The sequence below is a fragment of the Stenotrophomonas sp. SPM genome (genome assembly GCF_003105135.1).
Lineage (GTDB): Bacteria > Pseudomonadota > Gammaproteobacteria > Xanthomonadales > Xanthomonadaceae > Stenotrophomonas.
The window spans coordinates 23,231-38,738 of record NZ_QETL01000010.1; the positions used below are offsets into that span (position 1 = coordinate 23,231).

General features: G+C 68.6%; 16 protein-coding genes. 7 read left to right on the forward strand and 9 right to left on the reverse strand.

Translation table 11 applies throughout. The annotated features are described in order from the left end of the window. Positions 1 to 58 precede the first annotated feature (58 nt). Genes DCO49_RS04435 through hda form a run of 3 tightly spaced genes read left to right on the forward strand, consistent with a single transcriptional unit; the run spans position 59 to position 3,062 of the window. Entirely contained in the window at positions 59 to 1,186 is a 1,128-nt protein-coding gene (locus DCO49_RS04435; protein ID WP_243402659.1) for a DUF2066 domain-containing protein, read from the forward strand. Next, on the forward strand, positions 1,183 to 2,355 hold the full coding sequence (locus tag DCO49_RS04440; RefSeq protein WP_116862987.1) for an AI-2E family transporter: 1,173 nt from the start codon (positions 1,183 to 1,185) through the stop codon (positions 2,353 to 2,355). The genes DCO49_RS04435 and DCO49_RS04440 overlap by 4 nt, the downstream gene beginning before the upstream one ends. Next, the gene (gene hda / locus DCO49_RS04445) at positions 2,355 to 3,062 is read left to right on the forward strand and encodes a DnaA regulatory inactivator Hda (RefSeq protein ID WP_116863017.1); all 708 of its coding nucleotides are present in this window, start codon (positions 2,355 to 2,357) and stop codon (positions 3,060 to 3,062) included. Before DCO49_RS04440 ends, hda begins: the two co-directional genes overlap by 1 nt. A gap of 549 nt (positions 3,063 to 3,611) precedes the next feature. On the opposite strand, the gene murU is transcribed toward hda, so the two are convergent. The 4 genes from murU to DCO49_RS04465 all read right to left on the reverse strand — a co-directional run bounded on the left by murU (position 3,612) and on the right by DCO49_RS04465 (position 7,239). Continuing rightward, positions 3,612 to 4,322 carry an N-acetylmuramate alpha-1-phosphate uridylyltransferase MurU gene (gene murU, locus DCO49_RS04450; RefSeq protein WP_116862988.1) on the reverse strand — a complete coding sequence of 237 codons (711 nt, stop codon included), beginning with the start codon at positions 4,320 to 4,322 and terminating at the stop codon, positions 3,612 to 3,614. Next, positions 4,322 to 5,347: a phosphotransferase gene (locus DCO49_RS04455; protein ID WP_116862989.1), complete on the reverse strand. Its 1,026-nt coding sequence runs from the start codon at positions 5,345 to 5,347 to the stop codon at positions 4,322 to 4,324. The genes murU and DCO49_RS04455 overlap by 1 nt, the downstream gene beginning before the upstream one ends. A 60-nt stretch (positions 5,348 to 5,407) precedes the next feature. Then, on the reverse strand, positions 5,408 to 5,677 hold the full coding sequence (locus DCO49_RS04460; RefSeq protein ID WP_079220926.1) for a GlsB/YeaQ/YmgE family stress response membrane protein: 270 nt from the start codon (positions 5,675 to 5,677) through the stop codon (positions 5,408 to 5,410). Positions 5,678 to 5,745: 68 nt separating this feature from the next. Beyond that, positions 5,746 to 7,239 carry a M20 family metallopeptidase gene (locus tag DCO49_RS04465; protein ID WP_116862990.1) on the reverse strand — a complete coding sequence of 498 codons (1,494 nt, stop codon included), beginning with the start codon at positions 7,237 to 7,239 and terminating at the stop codon, positions 5,746 to 5,748. A 133-nt stretch (positions 7,240 to 7,372) separates the two neighbouring features. Here DCO49_RS04465 and DCO49_RS04470 point away from each other — a divergent pair, with 133 nt between their 5' ends. The 4 genes from DCO49_RS04470 to DCO49_RS04485 all read left to right on the forward strand — a co-directional run bounded on the left by DCO49_RS04470 (position 7,373) and on the right by DCO49_RS04485 (position 10,570). Further along, positions 7,373 to 7,768, forward strand: a complete 396-nt coding sequence (locus DCO49_RS04470; protein WP_243402660.1) for a helix-hairpin-helix domain-containing protein — start codon at positions 7,373 to 7,375, stop codon at positions 7,766 to 7,768. A gap of 354 nt (positions 7,769 to 8,122) precedes the next feature. Beyond that, positions 8,123 to 9,190 carry a L,D-transpeptidase gene (locus DCO49_RS04475; protein WP_116862992.1) on the forward strand — a complete coding sequence of 356 codons (1,068 nt, stop codon included), beginning with the start codon at positions 8,123 to 8,125 and terminating at the stop codon, positions 9,188 to 9,190. A 17-nt stretch (positions 9,191 to 9,207) separates the two neighbouring features. Further along, entirely contained in the window at positions 9,208 to 9,930 is a 723-nt protein-coding gene (locus tag DCO49_RS04480; protein ID WP_116862993.1) for a murein L,D-transpeptidase catalytic domain family protein, read from the forward strand. 34 nt (positions 9,931 to 9,964) lie between these two features. Then, positions 9,965 to 10,570 carry a HutD family protein gene (locus DCO49_RS04485; RefSeq protein ID WP_116862994.1) on the forward strand — a complete coding sequence of 202 codons (606 nt, stop codon included), beginning with the start codon at positions 9,965 to 9,967 and terminating at the stop codon, positions 10,568 to 10,570. 82 nt (positions 10,571 to 10,652) lie between these two features. On the opposite strand, the gene DCO49_RS04490 is transcribed toward DCO49_RS04485, so the two are convergent. From DCO49_RS04490 to DCO49_RS04510, 5 genes are all read right to left on the reverse strand, one after another. Next, entirely contained in the window at positions 10,653 to 12,257 is a 1,605-nt protein-coding gene (locus tag DCO49_RS04490) for a sulfite reductase subunit alpha (protein WP_116862995.1), read from the reverse strand. Then, positions 12,254 to 13,225 carry an FAD:protein FMN transferase gene (locus DCO49_RS04495; RefSeq protein WP_116862996.1) on the reverse strand — a complete coding sequence of 324 codons (972 nt, stop codon included), beginning with the start codon at positions 13,223 to 13,225 and terminating at the stop codon, positions 12,254 to 12,256. The genes DCO49_RS04490 and DCO49_RS04495 overlap by 4 nt, the downstream gene beginning before the upstream one ends. 51 nt (positions 13,226 to 13,276) lie before the next feature. Beyond that, positions 13,277 to 14,080 (reverse strand): DUF4198 domain-containing protein, encoded by an 804-nt coding sequence (locus DCO49_RS04500; protein WP_116862997.1) that lies wholly within the window; start codon positions 14,078 to 14,080, stop codon positions 13,277 to 13,279. Positions 14,081 to 14,201: 121 nt separating this feature from the next. After that, positions 14,202 to 14,720: a DUF2271 domain-containing protein gene (locus DCO49_RS04505; RefSeq protein WP_116862998.1), complete on the reverse strand. Its 519-nt coding sequence runs from the start codon at positions 14,718 to 14,720 to the stop codon at positions 14,202 to 14,204. A gap of 29 nt (positions 14,721 to 14,749) precedes the next feature. Further along, positions 14,750 to 15,388, reverse strand: coding sequence for a PepSY-associated TM helix domain-containing protein (locus DCO49_RS04510; RefSeq protein WP_116862999.1), 639 nt, complete (start codon positions 15,386 to 15,388; stop codon positions 14,750 to 14,752). Positions 15,389 to 15,508 lie beyond the last annotated feature (120 nt).

The following is a 15,508-nucleotide window of genomic DNA, read 5'->3' on the forward strand; positions in this document are numbered from 1 at the left end:
CAAAGTCCGTATTCGGGCAACAATTCCCCCCGGATACGTCGAGCCAATGGATGTCCTGATGCGCCGCAGCCTTATTCCCGCCCTGCTCCTTGCGTTGTGCCTGCCGGTGGCCACGATGGCCCAGAGCGCCCTTCGCACCGAGGGAGATGTCGCCACCGCCAGTGGTGCCTACGAGGCCGAAGTGCCCGTCAACAGCCAGGCCGAGGCCGACCGCAACGGTGGCCTGGCCCGTGCCCTGAGCGTGGTTCTGGGCAAGTTGTCCGGCGACCGCAACGTGACCGCGCGCCCGGGCGTCGTGCAGGCCCTGCGCAACGCCAAGGATTACGTGGCCAGCTACGACTTCAAGCAGGACCAGAGCGTCGGCGCCAGTGGCGCCCCCAGTTACCGGACCCTGCTGGTCGCCCGCTTCCGCGAGGATGACGTCGATGCGCTGGCCTCGGCCCTGGGCCTGCCGCTGTGGCCGCAGCCGCGGCCGAAGCCGGTGGTCTGGCTGGCCGTGGATGACGGCAGTGGCCCGCGCCTGGTCAGCGTGCAGCAGGCCAATGCGGCCCGTCCGCTGCTGAACCGCGCCATCGAGCGTGGCTACAAGCTGGGCCTGCCCAGCGGTGGTGCCGCCGAACAGGCGCTGGCCGGGGCCATCTGGCGCCAGGACAGCGCAGCGGTGTCCCGTGCTTCGTCGCGCTACTCGCCGCCGATGCAGCTGATCGGCAAGTTGTACCGCGCCAATGGCGGCTGGCAGGCGGACTGGGTGTTCGTCGACAACGGCCGCGAGCTGAACAAGTGGACCACCAAGGACGCCAACGCCATGCGCGCCATGGCCGCCGGTGCCGACGGCGCCGCCGATGCCCTGGTCAAGCGCTACGCGAAGGCGGGCGCGGCCACCGGTGCGGCCGGTACCTACCGTGTGGTGGTGACCGGCATCAACAGCACCGATGAATACCTGCGCCTGGCCGCCGGCCTGCGCGAGGTGCCGGTGGTGCGCAACGTCACCCCGCTGCGGGCGACGGCCGACCACCTGGAGCTGAACCTGGAAATGACCACCGGTCTGGCCGGCTTCAACCGCATGCTGGGCGACAACGGCGTGCTGGTGCCGTCGGCAACCCTGCCGGCCTTGCCGGCGCCGATCGATGACAGCACCGGCGCACCGCAGCCGGCCCAGGTCAGCAACGAGTACAGACTGCGATGATCCAATCCCCGGAGGCGGAAATCGCGCAGTTCCTGCGACGGCTGAAGTACGTGGCCGTCGCCCTGCTGATCGGCTGGGTGGTGTGGCTGCTGGCCCCCATACTGACCCCGTTCGTGCTGGCCCTGGCGCTGGCCTGGCTGGGTGACCCGCTGGTCGACCGCATCGAGGCCACCGGCCGCTCGCGCAACACCGGCGTGGTGCTGGTGTTCGTGGCGATGGTGCTGGTGGTGACCGCGCTGCTGCTGGTGCTGGTGCCGATGATCGAGCGCCAGATCACCACGTTGATGGCCGCCGTGCCGCAGGCGCAGGCCTGGCTGATGCAGACCGCCATCCCGTGGTTCGAGCAGAAGACCGGCCTGGAAGTGATGCAGTGGATGGACCCGGACCGGCTGATCGAGTGGGTGCGCAGCCACTGGCAGCAGGCCGGCGGCTTCGCCACGACCTTCATGGGCTACGTCTCGCGCTCGGGCTTCACCGTAGTGACCTGGATGGTCAACCTGGCGCTGCTGCCGATCCTGGCGTTCTACTTCCTGCGTGACTGGGACAAGCTGGTCGAGCGCGTCGCCTCGGTGATCCCGCGCAACCACATCGGCACGATCACCAACCTGGCGCGCGAATCCAACGAGGTGCTGGGTGCGTTCATCCGTGGCCAGTTCCTGGTGATGGTGGCGCTGGGCGTGATCTACGCTGCCGGCCTGTCGCTGGTCGGCCTGAAGCTGGGCCTGTTGATCGGCCTGGTGGCCGGCCTGATCAGCTTCATCCCGTACCTGGGCGCGACCACCGGCATCGTGATGGCGGTGGTGGCGGCGCTGGTGCAGGCGCAGGGCATCGACCTGAAGCTGCTGCTGCTGGTGGGCGTGGTGTTCACCGTGGGCCAGCTGCTGGAAAGCTACGTCCTGACCCCGCGCATCGTCGGCGACAAGATCGGCCTGCACCCGGTGGCGGTGATCTTCGCGGTGATGGCCGGTGGCCAGCTGTTCGGCTTCCTCGGCATGCTGCTGGCGCTGCCGGTAGCGGCGGTCAGCAACGTGCTGCTGCGCTATGCGCACCAGCGCTACCGGCAGAGCGAGCTGTACGTCGGCGAAAAGCCGGCCATCGTGCTTGATGGCGTGATCGACGCACCCCATATCATCCTCGACCCCTACGAGCACGGCCCGGACCCGAAGTGATTGGTGTGCCGCAACTTCCGCTGGCCCTGCATTACCCGCGGGACCAGCGCCTGGAGACCTTCATCGGCGCGCCGGATGGCGCGCTGGCGCAGCTGCGTGCGATCGCGGTGGGCGCCAGCCATGACTGGGTCTACCTGGAAGGTGCGGCGGGCACTGGCAAGACCCACCAGGCGCTGGCGATGTGTTCCAGCGCGCAGCAGGCCGGGCGCCTGCCGACCTACGTGCCGCTGGCCGGCGCGGTCGGCCGGGTGGCGGCGGCGCTGGATGGCCTGGAGCAGCGCGAGCTGGTGGCGCTGGACGGCCTGGATGCGGTGGCGGGCCACCGCGAGGACGAGATCGCGCTGTTCGACTTCCACAACCGCGCGCGCGCGGCGGGGGTAGCAGTGCTGTACACGGCGCAGCACGCGCCGGGCGAACTGGGCCTGGTGCTGCCGGACCTGCGTTCGCGGCTGGGCCAGTGCGTGCGGGTGCTGCTGCAGCCGCTGGACGAGGAAGGCCGGGCGGCGGTGCTGCGCGAGCGCGCGCTGCGGCGCGGGCTGGCTATCGACGAGGCGGCCATCGAGTGGCTGCTGTCGCACACCGGGCGCGAGCTGGGTGGGCTGATCACGCTGCTGGACTGGCTGGACCGGGAGTCGCTGGCGGCGAAGCGGCGGATCACGGTGCCGTTCCTGCGCCAGGTGCTGGAAGAAGGCCGGCCCCGGTACTGAGGGTGGGGTTTTCTTTGCAGGGCTGCTGCCCTGCACCCGCTGCAAGCCAGAGCAACGTCAAAATCAAGTGCTGGCTTCCTGAGGGGAGGTGGGGCGCTGTGGGCTTGCGGGGACGCCGTAAACCCATCCACGGGGGCTTGATCGCCGCATCCATGCGGCTCACACCCGCAAGCCCACAGCGCCCCGCCTTCGACAGTTGGCCGGTGGCCTCGGAATTCGACCTCGGATCTGATGTGCTCCGCTCTTGGTGGGTGTCGACCTTGGTCGACACAGTAGATCCACGCCATGCGTGGATGATTTGTTTCTGTAGAGCCGAGCCTATGCTCGGCTTTCTTGAATTCTGGCGGACGGCCAAAGGCAGCCGAGCGCGGGCTCGGCTCTACAGGAGCAAGTGAGCGAGCGTAGCGACGCGATCCGCTTTTGCTTTTCGTTTTCTTTTCCGTGGCTGGACGCGCACGGAAATTGTCCGTACCCATCCTGCCCGGCCAAGCACGGCTTTGCAGTCGAGCAAGCTCGACTCTACCAATCAGGCATCCAGCCACGAGGGGCTCAGCGGTTCGCTGCCAACTCCGTATCCAGCGCGCGCAGCCGATCCACTGTCCCGACATCGGTCCAGCGCCCGCGATGGTGCTGCCCGGTCATCAACCCCTGCGCCATGAAATGCTTCTGCAGCGGCACCACCGAAAACTTCGGCGGTACGCGTTCGCTGCCCGGCGCATCGCCGATCACCGCGCGCCAGTCCGCCACGATCGACGGCCGGTACACGCCGATGCCAGCGTAGGTCAGGCACGGCCCGGTGCGGTCGTGGTGCAGCAGGCCCTGCGCATCCAGGCGGTAATCGCCCTCGGGGTGCTGCGCCGGGTTGTCCACCAGTACCAGATGCGCCTTGCCCTGCGGTTCGGCGGGCAGGGTGGCGAAATCGAAGTCCGTCCAGATATCGCCGTTGACCACCAGGAACGGCGCATCGCCCAGCAGCGGCAGGGCATTGAGGATGCCGCCGCCGGTTTCCAGCGGGGTTTCGCCTTCGTGCACGAAGTGCAGCTGCAGGCCCCATTGGTTGCCATCGCCCAGCGTGGCCGGGAACTGCTCGGCCAGCCAGGCGGTATTGACCACCACCTCGCGTATGCCCAGCGCGGCCAGCCGCTCCAGGTGCCACACGATCAGCGGCTTGCCGGCCACTGCCAGCAGCGGCTTGGGCGTGTGCAGGGTCAGCGGGCGCATGCGCTCGCCGAGGCCGGCGGCGAAGATCAGCGCTTTCATCAGCGCACCACGCGCATCGGTGCGGCCAGGTCGGCCAGTGCCGGCTTGATGCGTTCGTCCAGCAGCTGCTGCAGCGCGGCCAGTTCGGAGTAGCGTGGCAGTACTTCATCGAGGTAGCCGATGAAGCGCGGCACGTCGTCCAGATAGTGGCCCTTGTTGTCGCGGTAGCGCAGGCGGCTGAAGATGCCCAGGCACTTCAGGTGGCGCTGGATGCCCATCCAGTCGGCATCGCGCAGGAAGGTGGCACGGTCGGGTACCGGCAGGCCAGCGTCGAGCGCGCGCTGGTGGTACTGCGCCAGCCAGGCATCCACGCGCGGCAGCGGCCAGCTCAGGAACGCGTCCTTGAACAGGCTCACCGCGTCGTAGGCGATCGGGCCACGCACCAGGTCCTGGAAATCGAGGATGGCCGGACCATCGTCGACCGGCATCAGGTTGCGCGGCATGTAGTCGCGATGGGTCATCAGCTGGGGCTGGCCCAGCGCGTTGTCCATCAGCAGGCGCTGTGCCTGCTGCAGACCCTCGGCCTCGGCGCCGTCGAGGGTGATGCCGAGGTGGCGCTGCAGGAACCATTCGTCGAACAGGCCGGCATCACGCTGCAGCAGCGCTTCGCCGAAGCGGCCAAAATCGTCGGGCACCGGAATCGCCTGCAGGCGCAGCAGCTGGTCGATGGAACGGCTGAACCAGGCATCGGCATTGCGCTCGTCCAGCACCTTGGCCAGGGTCGGGCCACCGAGATCTTCCAGCAGCAGGAAACCGGCTTCGAGATCCCCGGCCAGCAGGGCAGGCACGCGCAGGCCGTGGTCGTGCAGCAGGCCGCGCATGCGCAGCCACGGCTGCGGGTCTTCCAGAGCGGGCGGGGCATCCATCACGATGTGGCTGCCGCGCGTGCTGGTGGTGCGCCAGTAGCTGCGCAGGCCGGCGTCGACCGAGGCGCGTTCGACCACCGCGTTGGCATCGTCCAGCTGGGTGCGGGCCCACTGCAGGCGCTGCGCGCTGCGCTGGGGATCGGAAGCAGGTTCGGTCATGCAGGCAGTTCCGGGCGCCACGGACGCGCCAAGCTCAGGGGGAAAGAGGGAAGAGGGGTATCAGCGGCGTGGGGTGAACAGCCGCATTAGCGCCAGCACGGCCACCGCGCCGACCACCGCGCCGAGGAAACCCGCCGGCTCGCCGGGGGAATACCAGCCCATGTACTGGCCGAACCAGCCGGCCACCAGGGCGCCGACGATGCCGAGCACGATGGTCAGCAGGCAGCCCATGCGGTTGTTGCCGGGCATGAAGAAACGCCCGAGCAGGCCGACGAAGAAACCGACCAGCAGGATGTACAGCCAGCTGCTGCTGCCGAACAGACCATTCATGTGCATGCGTTCCGCTTGGGGTGGACGCAGCCTAGCAAGGCCAGGCTGCGTCCGTCACGGGTGTGCGATCAGCAGCAGCCGTGGTCGCCGTGGCGGGTGCCGCTGTCGGCAGCCACCGGCGAGCCGCTGGTCTCGCCACGCAGGCTGGCGGCGTAGTGCTCGCTGATGACCTTCGACACGCAGGCGGTGACCTTCTTGCCCATCGGGATGTGCAGGAATTCGTTCGGACCGTGCGCGTTGGAGTGCGGGCCGAGCACGCCGGTGATCATGAACTGGGCGCCCGGGAACTTCTCACCCAGCATGCCCATGAACGGGATCGAGCCGCCTTCGCCCATGTACATCGCCGGCTTGCCAAAGAAGGCCTGGCTGGCGTCGTCGATGGCCTGGGTCAGCCACGGCGCCATGGCCGGGGCGTTCCAGCCGGTGGAGGCCTTTTCCAGGTCCAGGGTGACCTGGGCGCCGTTCGGCGGATCGCGCAGCAGTGCTTCCTTCAGCAGTTCGCCGCAGGTCTTGCCGTCGGCGGTCGGCGGCAGGCGCAGCGACAGCTTTACCGAGGTCTGCGGGCGCAGCACGTTGCCGGCCGATTCCAGCGGCGGCATGCCGCCCACGCCGGTGACCGACAGCGCCGGGCGCCAGGTGCGGTTGAGCACCAGCTCGGTCAGGTCCTCGTTCATCGGGCGCAGGCCGTCGACCATCGGGAACTTCTCGAAGATCTCGGTATCAACCACTTCGGCGGCACGCTTGGCCTGGGCCTGGCGCTCGGCCGGGATCTCCACGTTCATGCCGTCGATCAGGATGCGGCCGGTCTCCTGGTCCTCGATGCGCGACAGGATCTGCCGCAGCAGGCGGAAGCTGGACGGGATCACGCCGGAGGCATCGCCGGAATGCACGCCTTCGTTGAGCACCTTGACCGTGAAGTTGCCGCCGGTCAGGCCACGCAGGGAGGTGGTGCACCACAGCTGGTCGTAGTTGGCGCAGCCCGAATCCAGGCAGACCACCAGCGACGGCTTGCCGATGCGGTCAGCCAGGTGGTCGACGTAGGCTGGCAGGTCGTAGCTGCCGGACTCTTCACAGGCTTCGATGAGGACCACGCAGCGGGCGTGCGGCAGGCCCTGGGCCTGCAGGGCCAGCACCGCGGCCAGCGAGCCGAAGATGGCGTAACCGTCGTCGGCGCCGCCGCGGCCATACAGCTTGTCGCCGCGCAGGACCGGGGTCCACGGGCCGAGGTCGTCATCCCAGCCGGTCATTTCCGGCTGCTTGTCCAGATGCCCGTACAGCAGGATGGTGTCGTCGCCGGTCTCGGCGCCGGTGGCGGGAATTTCCAGGAAAATCAGCGGGGTGCGGCCTTCGAGGCGCACCACCTCGACCTTCAGGCCGGGCAGCTGCTGGGCCTTGGCCCAGTTTTCCATCAGGGTGACCGCCTGTTCCATGTAGCCGTTCTGTACCCAATTGGCGTCGAACATCGGCGACTTGTTGGGGATGCGGATGTAGTCGACCAACTGCGGGACGATCTCGCTGTCCCACTTGTCATTGACGAATTGGCCGAGCTTGGCGCTGTCCATCTGAAACTCCGGTTGCATGGGCATGTGATGCCGCCATTCTACGCCTGTGCCGGGGGTAGGGTTTTTCCTACAGCACGTCGGGTATTTGGCTGGCTTTTAGAAATCGCCGAAACCGATAGGCTGTGCACATGTGGTGGCGGACACTGTTTCGACCGACGGGATTGCCGGTCGGGACGGCCAGAACCACAAGGAGATACACGTCGTGCCTTGGTCAGTCGTGTTCAGGGCGTTGGTGCTGGTGATGTGGGTGGTGGGGGCGCAAGCCGCCGAGCCGATCGACATCAACCGGGCCGATGCCCAGGCGCTTCAGCAGGGACTGGCGATGGTCGGGGCCGTAAAGGCCGCGGCAATCGTCGAGCACCGGCGCAGACATGGCCCGTTTCATCGCGTCGAGGACCTGACGCAGGTGAAGGGGATAGGGACAGCAATCGTCGAACGGAATCGACAGCGGATCACCGTCGGCAACACGATGTTGCCAGCGGATCCGGTACCCGGATCGGTACCGGTGCGCTCTGTACCCAGGCGTTGACAGCAGGATCGTCGGGACCGGCAGGAGGCTGGTTCATCGGACACGGACAGGAAGGCCGTGCCCACCGACCGTCGCAGGGATGCGGCACCAATCACCAGGATGGTGGCATCACAGACCTGTGGAAGGGGCTGAGATATAAACAGGACGAATGCGGCCGCGTGCAGGATGCAACGCCGCCCCCACAGCGCAGGATGCGAGGGGGTGGCAGCAGGCCGACAAGGACGTAACGAGTGCCCGGTACGACACATGGCTGTGTCGCCGGGCATTTCTCTTTCTGGCAGATGCAGAATGTGGCGTGGCGCCTCACCGCCGATGGTGTAGGTTGAGGGTTCCCCACGGATTGGAATCTGCTGGATGCGCCTGCCCCGTCTTCCCCTGATGCTCGCACTTGCCCTGGCCCTGCCGCTGGTGGCGCAGGCCGCGACGCCTGCCGCCAAGAGCACCACCGCCACCGCCGAAGTGCGCGGCCCGACCGATCTCAAACCCGGTGAATACCTGTGGCACCCGGAAGTGTCGCCAGCCGGCCCGATCGTGCTGGTGGTCAGCCTGGATGAGCAGCGCGCCTACGTGTACCGCAACGGCATCGCCATCGGCCTGAGCACGATCAGCTCGGGCAAGGCCGGCCATGAAACGCCGACCGGCGTGTTCACGATCCTGCAGAAGGACAAGGACCACAAATCCAACCTCTACAACAGCGCGCCGATGCCCTACATGCAGCGGCTGACCTGGGACGGCATCGCCCTGCACGGCGGCAGCCTGCCCGGGCACCCGGCCTCGCACGGCTGCGTGCGCCTGCCGCAGGCTTTCGCGCAGAAGTTGTTCAGTGAAACCCAGCGCGGCGATACGGTGGTGGTGGCCGACGCCAAAAGCGCGCCGATGACCCTGGCGTACCCGGCGGTGCTGGCACCGGTGAACGCGCGCGGCCAGGCGCTGCCGGAAACCGAAGGCGCCAGCCCGGCCAAGGCCTGGTGGGATGATGCGGCCGCGCCCAGCGGCCAGGTCGGCATCCTGGTCAGCCTGCACGACCAGCGCCTGTACGTGCTGCGCGATGGCGTGATGATCGGCGAATCGCCGCTGCGCGCCGATGCGCTGCCGGCGTTCCAGGGCACGACCCTGTTCGTGATGGGGCAGGGCTTCAGCGAAACGCCGAGCCCGCTGGACACCCAGCAGCGCCTGCACCAGTGGACCGCCTACCCGCTGCTGGGCCAGGACCGCGCGCAGGCCACCCCGGACCTGCTGGCGACGCCGTCGCTGCCGATGGCGCTGCCGACTGATTTCGCACGCCAGTTGTACCAGGTGCTGGTGCCGGGCACGACCCTGCTGGTCACCTCGCTGCCGGCGGTGCGCCCAAGCGCGGCTGAATCGGGGTTGCAGCCGGTCTTGGAATCCGAGCCGGCCACGCCCACCTCGAAGAAGTCCTGAGTGAATACCGTGTGCCCATGATTGCTTCACGCACGCGCTGGCAGGCCGCCTGGGGCCTGCTTGCACTTCTTGCCGCAGGTGGCGCGGTGGCGGCGGCACAGCCGGCCACCGCCAGCACCGACGACCTGACCGCGCTGCTGGCGCGCACGGCGCCCAACGCCGACCGCCACGTTTTGAAGCTGGCGGCTACGGCACTCCGCTGCGCCCTGCAGCGGCCGGAACTGGGCATCAAGGCCGAGCGGCTGGGGGTGATCGATTATTCGCGGCCGTCCACAGAGCAGCGCCTGTGGGTGTTCGACCTGGCACGGCAGCGGCTGTTGTTCGAGGAATGGGTGGCGCATGGTCGCAATAGTGGCGGCAACCGCACCGAGCACTTCTCCAACCGCGATGGCAGCTTCATGTCCAGCATCGGTGCGTTCACCGCGCAGGAAACCTACATGGGCGGCAACGGCTATTCGTTGCGCCTGGACGGGTTGGAGCCGGGCTTCAACGACAAGGCGCGCGGCCGTGCCATCGTCATTCACGGCGCGGCCTACGTGAACCCGACCATGGCCCGGCTGCAGGGCCGGCTCGGCCGCAGCCTCGGCTGCCCGGCGGTGCGCCTGTCGGTATCGCGGCCGCTGATCGATTCGCTGCGCGGCGGCACCCTGGTGTTTGCCTATTACCCTGATCCGCAATGGCTGCAGCATTCGAGGCTGTTGGCGCCGCAGTGCGGTGAGGCAGGCGTGGCTGCGCGGTGATGCGCGAACGCGCGCGGCATGATGCAATGCGCGCATGGACATAGAAGCTCTGCTGCGCACCCCGAGCCAGGTGATTTCCAGCCTGGACTACCGCCGCGAACGCTGGCGCAATGGCCTGCGCTGGACCCGCGAGATCCTGCGCCTTCCCGCGCAGGGCGATGACTGGGTGCTGCGCCTGTCGGTGGCCGAGATCGAACAGGACGCCGCGTTTTCGGCGTTCCCCGGCGTGGAGCGCGAGCTGGTGCTGCTGCAGGGCAATGGCGTGCGCCTGCGTTTCGCCGATGGCCGCGTGGCCGAGGTGCTGCCGCCACACGGTCGCGTGCGCTTTGCCGGCGAGGAAGCGCTGGACGGCGAGCTCGTCGATGGCACCACCCACGATTTCAACCTGATGTGGAAGCGGGAGCAGCTGCAGGCCGAGCTGCTGCACCGGCCGCTGGTGGGGTCGATGTTCTTCTTCTGCGAACCGGGCGTGGCCTGGGCGTTGTACCTGCTGGCCGGGCATGCAGAGTTCGGCGCGGACAGCGGGCTGCCGCCGATGCAGGCAGGAGATACCGCATGGTTGGCCGCCGGTGTAAGGCAGCGGCATGCATTGCAGGGCGGCGGCGAGTTGTTGGCCATACGGGTAACGACCGCCGGGTAGCGCCGGGCCATGCCCGGCGTGATGGATGCGGTTGGGGTCAGAGCCCTTTCCTTCGGAAAGGGCTCCGACCCCGATCGGTGGGTCAATACACGTCGCGCCGGTAACGACCGGCCAGCAGCAGCGCTTCCTTGCCGTCGGCGCCGAGCACCTGCTCGATCACCGCGTCCACCGCCGGGGCCATGCCCTGCAGGCTGCCGCAGACCAGGATCGTGGCGCCTTCCTCCACCCACTGCCGCAGCGTCGTGGCCTCGGCCAGCAGCCGGTCCTGCACGTAACGGTGCGCGCCGCCATCACGGCTGAACACCGCATCCAGCCGTGCCAGCGTGCCGTCGGACAGCATCGCCTGCAGCTCGTCGCCGAAATGGAAATCGTGTGCGGCCGAGCGTTCGCCGAACAGCAGCCAGGTGCGTCGCGCGCCCGTGTGGGCGCGCTCGTGCAGGTGCGCCCGCAGGCCGGCGATGCCGGTACCGTTGCCGATCAGCAGCAGCGGCACCTCGGCGGCCACGCCGTGGAAATTCTGGTTGCGGCGCAGGCGCAGCTGCACCGGTTCGTGCAGCACGGCGTGGTCGCACAGCCAGCCACTGCCGATGCCGGGCGTGCCGTCGGCGCGCAGCTGGCGGCGCAGCAGCAGTTCCAGCGCGCCATCGGCCATCACCGAGGCAATCGAATACTCGCGGTGCGGCAGCGGCTGCAGTGCAGCCAGCAGCCCGGGCAGGTCGCCGGGCGCCACCAGGCTGGGCAGGTGCGAGCGCACGACGCGATCCAGCAGGGGGCGGCCATCGTCCAGCGGCAGCTCCGGATTGAAGTCGCGTTCGCGCAGCCAGTCGCGCGTGCTGGCCGCGGCGTGCTGCGGGCCGATTTCGGCGATATCGCCGGCCTGCCACTGCGCATCGCTGCCGGCCGGTGGCTGCAGGCGCAGCCAGTACACCGGCCCGCCGAGGCTGCCGGGGTTGAGGTGTTCGCGCTGCAGCAGCGGCCACGGCTGGTAGTCGGCCGGGCTCCAGTCGGGCAGTTCGCTGGCGCCGCCGCCGATCTGCCCCAGCAGCTGCTGCCAGTGGCGCAGCGCTGCAGGATCGGCGTTGTCGACTTCGATTGCATCGAACATCGGGTGCGCGCCGTGCTGGCGCAGCCAGTCGTCGAGCTGGTGGCCGAACGCACAGAAGTGGCCATAGCTGCGGTCGCCCAGCGCGAGCACGCCGAACTGCAGGTGGCCCAGCGTGGGCGAGGTGCTCATCACCCGGCGCAGGAAGGGCAGGGCGTGGTCGGGGGCATCGCCTTCGCCGGTGGTGCTGGCGATGAACAGTGCACGCTTGCTCTGCGCCAGCAGTGCGGCGTCGACTTCGTGCAGGCCGCGCGCGCGCACCGGCAGGCTGGCGGCGCGCAAAGCCTCGGCGCTGCGTTCGGCCAGTTCGCGGGCGAAGCCGGTCTGGCTGGACCACACCAGCAGCAGCGGTGTGACATCACCGCTGGCGGCGTCATCGCGCGGGCGGCCGCGCCACCACAGTACGGTGCAGGCCAGCGCGTACAGCGCCGTCGCCAGCAGCGCGCCCTGCCAATGCCGCGCAGGCGGTGCGCCCTGCCACCAGGTTTCGCCCAGGTGCAGGCGCAGCAGTGCGTAGCCGGCCACGGCCAGCAGCACCATCACGATCAGGTTGCCGAGTACGGCGCGCGACGGCCGGGGGCTCATGCGGCCTGCTCGTCGAGCAGGCGCTGGAAGGCGCTGCTGAGGGTTTCGCGCGGGCCATCGATGGCCCGTTCCAGGTAGCGTGCAGCCAGGCCTTCGCGCTCGGCGAGGGCCAGGCCCTGTTCGCGGCCGAGGACGGTCAGCGCCGTGGCCCAGGCATCGGCATGCATCGCATCGTCGGCCACCACGGTGACGGCGGCGGCGACCTGGCGCACCGGCATGCCGCTGCGCGGGTCCAGGCTGTGGCTGTAGGCCTGGCCATCGGCCCGGTACTGGTGCCAGCGGTCGCCCGAGGTGGCCACGGCCTTGCCGTCCAGTGCCAGCACGCGCGGCGGCGTGTCGGTGTGCGCGTCTTCTTCCGGTGCCGATTCCACCAGCACGCGCCACGGTTGCCCATCGGGCTTGCGGCCGTAGCCGGCCAGTTCGCCGCCCACTTCGATCAGCGCAGCGGTGATGCCCTGTGCGCGCAGCCAGGCGGCGACGTGGTCGACACCGAAGCCTTTCGCAATCGCAGAAAGATCCAGTTCCAGGCCGCCGGGTTGCAGCAGCGCATCATCGCGCCACTGCAGGTACTGCCAGCCGCAGCGGGCGCGGGTGGCCTGCAGGGTGGCGGCGTCGGGCACGCGGCGCGGGCCGGCCTGTGCACCGAAGCCCCAGAGCGCGACCAGCGGGCCCAGGGTGGGATCGAAGGCGCCCTCACTGGCAGTGGCAATCGCCTGCGCGGCGGCCAGTACATGGCGGGTTTCGGCCGGCAGCAGGCACCATTGGCCCGCGTCGGCGCGGTTGTAGCGGCCCAGATCCGAGCCGGCTTCCCAGGTGCTCATCTGTGCGACCACCTCATCCAGGCGCGCCTGGATGCCGGCGTGCAGCGGGTGCAGGTCGCGCTGGCGAGGCGCCACCAGCGACGCACTCCAGGTGGTGCCCATGGTGGTGCCGCCGAGGCGGGCGATGTCGAGCAGGGAATCGGTCATGGCGGGCGTTGCAGGCGCGATGCCGGGACGGGCCCGGCACCGCGGTCCACGTCATTGCGGCAGCACTTCCAGGGTGGCGACGTAGCTCAGGCGGCGCTTGGCGGCCTGCTTCACCGAGGTCTTGTTATCTTCGGTGCCGGTTTCCAGCCAGTACATGCCGGCTTCCGGCCAGGTCACCTTGATCTCGCCCTTGACGTCGCTGGTCAGCTTCAGCTCGTCCTGCGCGTTGCGGTAGCGGGTGGCGCCACGCACGATCTCGAATTCGAGGCCGGCGGTCGGCTTGCCATCCACCAGCACGCGGAAGGTGGCTTCCTCGCCGGCGAACAGATCGTTCGGATGACCCACGGCCACCAGTTCGATGCCGCGGTTGGTCGGCTTCAGCGCGGTGTCGTTCGGCGCGCCGTTGGTGACAAAGGTTTCCACTCGGCCCACCGACTGGCTCACTTCAAGCTTCTTCGCATCCTTGGGCAGTTCGCCGAAGCTGGCGGCGGTGCCGCGCCAGCGCTTGCGCTCGCCGTTCTGCTCGTAGGTGGCGAACAGGCCGTCATTGACCGAGGCGATGCGGTAGGTGCCCTGCTGCTTCAGCTCGAGGTCGAACACGCTGCGGTACTTGCCGGTCGCCGCGTTCTGCGGCTGCACGCTGCTGCCGTCCGGGGCGGTGATGACCAGCGATTCCAGGCGCAGCGGCACGTGGTTGAAATAGAACAGGTCGTTGGAGACGGCGCCGTCGACGGTGATCCACGGCGCGTTGCCGGCGATGACGGTCTGCGAGGGCAGCAGCCAGGCCTTGTGGGCCAGGGCGGAGAACGGAAGGGCAGCGGCCAGGGCGGCGGCTAGGACGAGCGTGCGCTTCATGCGGAAGACTCCAGTTGGAAGGTGTCGGATCCCTTTCCAACGGAAAGGGCTCTGACCCCGAGGGATAGGGCGATGGGGTCAGAGCCCTTCCTGCGGAAGGGATCCGACCCCGGCCATGCAGTTACGGCTTGACGGCCAGGGTGACCTGGCCCAGTTCGGTGGCGCCCTGCGCCTTGCCGTTCTGCGCGGCGGTGGCCGGCCAGGTGAAGGGGATCTTCAGCAGTTCGCGGCCGCCGACTTCGCGCACGGCTTCCACCACCAGGGTGTAGCTGCCCGGGGCCAGCTGCTTCAGCGCCGGCTGCTGGTCGGTGAAGGACAGCGCGTGCTTGCCGGCCGGGCGGGTCGGGCCGGTCACGCCATCCACCGGGACCTGCAGGGTGCGGCCGCTCTTGCGCCACCACTGGCGCAGGTCGGGCAGCCACTTGCTGCCATGGCCTTCGCTGTTGCCGGTCTGCTGGTACCAGACCGACAGGTTGGCGGCGACCTTCTGGTCGGCGCCTTCCAGCCACACGGCCACATAGGGGCGGTGGTATTCGGCGACGTTGAGCTTGGGCACTTCGACGTTGATGTCGAGGGTGGCCGCATAGGCCGGCGAGGTGGCCAGCAGGCCGCTTAGGGCGATGGTGAGGGTGACGCGCATGGGGCGGCTCCGGAGGGAACGGATGGAAGTCAGTGGATCAGCAACAGGGCGATCAGCAGCGGGATCATCAGGCCCAGGCCCACCAGCGGCCAGGTCATGCGCCGCTGCCGCGCATGCAGGTGCAGCAGGAACAGGCCGGTGATGCAGAACACCAGGCAGGCCACCGCGAACAGGTCCAGGAACCAGCCCCACGCCGGGCCGGCATTGCGGCCCTTGTGCAGGTCGTTGAGGTAGGACACCACGCCGCGCGAGGTCGATTCGAATTCCACTGCACCGCTTTCGCGGTCGATGCTCAGCCAGGCGTCGCCGCCGGGGCGCGGCAGCGACAGGTAAACCTCTTCCGGCGACCATTCGGCGAGGCGCCCGCCGATGCCGATGTCCAGCTGCGCATCCAGCCATTGCCGGGCCGGCAGCGGAATCGGCGCGTTGCCTTCTTCGCGGTCATCCAGCGCGCCCAGCAGATCGGCCGGCAATTCCAGCTTCTGGTTCTGCACCTGCGGTTTGGCTTCGATCTTCGCCGCGTGGTTCAGGGTCAGGCCGGTGACCGCGAACAGCAGCATGCCGATCAGGCACACCGCCGAGCTGATCCAGTGCCACTGGTGCAGCGTACGCAGCCAGAAGCCACGGCTTTGTTGCTGCTGCACGGCGGAAGAGGCAGGGCGGCTCACGGCGTTTTTCGGGGCGGGTGAAGACTACCCATTACAGCATTAATGAGAATGGCTCGCAATTAGGTGTCGTTGTGTATCCCGTGCGCAGGAGCCCGGGTAGTGTCGGCCGCTGGCCGGCAA

What these genes read in the sequence shown, in the direction of transcription:
- DCO49_RS04460 (WP_079220926.1), bottom strand. Translation starts at nt 5,677, where the DNA reads ATGAATGGTCTGTTCGGCAGCAGCAGCTGGCTGTACATCCTGCTGGTC.
- DCO49_RS04480 (WP_116862993.1), top strand. Translation starts at nt 9,208, where the DNA reads ATGATTGCTTCACGCACGCGCTGGCAGGCCGCCTGGGGCCTGCTTGCA.
- DCO49_RS04475 (WP_116862992.1), top strand. Translation starts at nt 8,123, where the DNA reads ATGCGCCTGCCCCGTCTTCCCCTGATGCTCGCACTTGCCCTGGCCCTG.
- DCO49_RS04500 (WP_116862997.1), bottom strand. Translation starts at nt 14,080, where the DNA reads ATGAAGCGCACGCTCGTCCTAGCCGCCGCCCTGGCCGCTGCCCTTCCG.
- DCO49_RS04440 (WP_116862987.1), top strand. Translation starts at nt 1,183, where the DNA reads ATGATCCAATCCCCGGAGGCGGAAATCGCGCAGTTCCTGCGACGGCTG.
- DCO49_RS04465 (WP_116862990.1), bottom strand. Translation starts at nt 7,239, where the DNA reads ATGGACAGCGCCAAGCTCGGCCAATTCGTCAATGACAAGTGGGACAGC.
- DCO49_RS04505 (WP_116862998.1), bottom strand. Translation starts at nt 14,720, where the DNA reads ATGCGCGTCACCCTCACCATCGCCCTAAGCGGCCTGCTGGCCACCTCG.
- DCO49_RS04495 (WP_116862996.1), bottom strand. Translation starts at nt 13,225, where the DNA reads ATGACCGATTCCCTGCTCGACATCGCCCGCCTCGGCGGCACCACCATG.
- DCO49_RS04490 (WP_116862995.1), bottom strand. Translation starts at nt 12,257, where the DNA reads ATGAGCCCCCGGCCGTCGCGCGCCGTACTCGGCAACCTGATCGTGATG.
- DCO49_RS04435 (WP_243402659.1), top strand. Translation starts at nt 59, where the DNA reads ATGCGCCGCAGCCTTATTCCCGCCCTGCTCCTTGCGTTGTGCCTGCCG.
- DCO49_RS04455 (WP_116862989.1), bottom strand. Translation starts at nt 5,347, where the DNA reads ATGACCGAACCTGCTTCCGATCCCCAGCGCAGCGCGCAGCGCCTGCAG.
- murU (WP_116862988.1), bottom strand. Translation starts at nt 4,322, where the DNA reads ATGAAAGCGCTGATCTTCGCCGCCGGCCTCGGCGAGCGCATGCGCCCG.
- DCO49_RS04485 (WP_116862994.1), top strand. Translation starts at nt 9,965, where the DNA reads ATGGACATAGAAGCTCTGCTGCGCACCCCGAGCCAGGTGATTTCCAGC.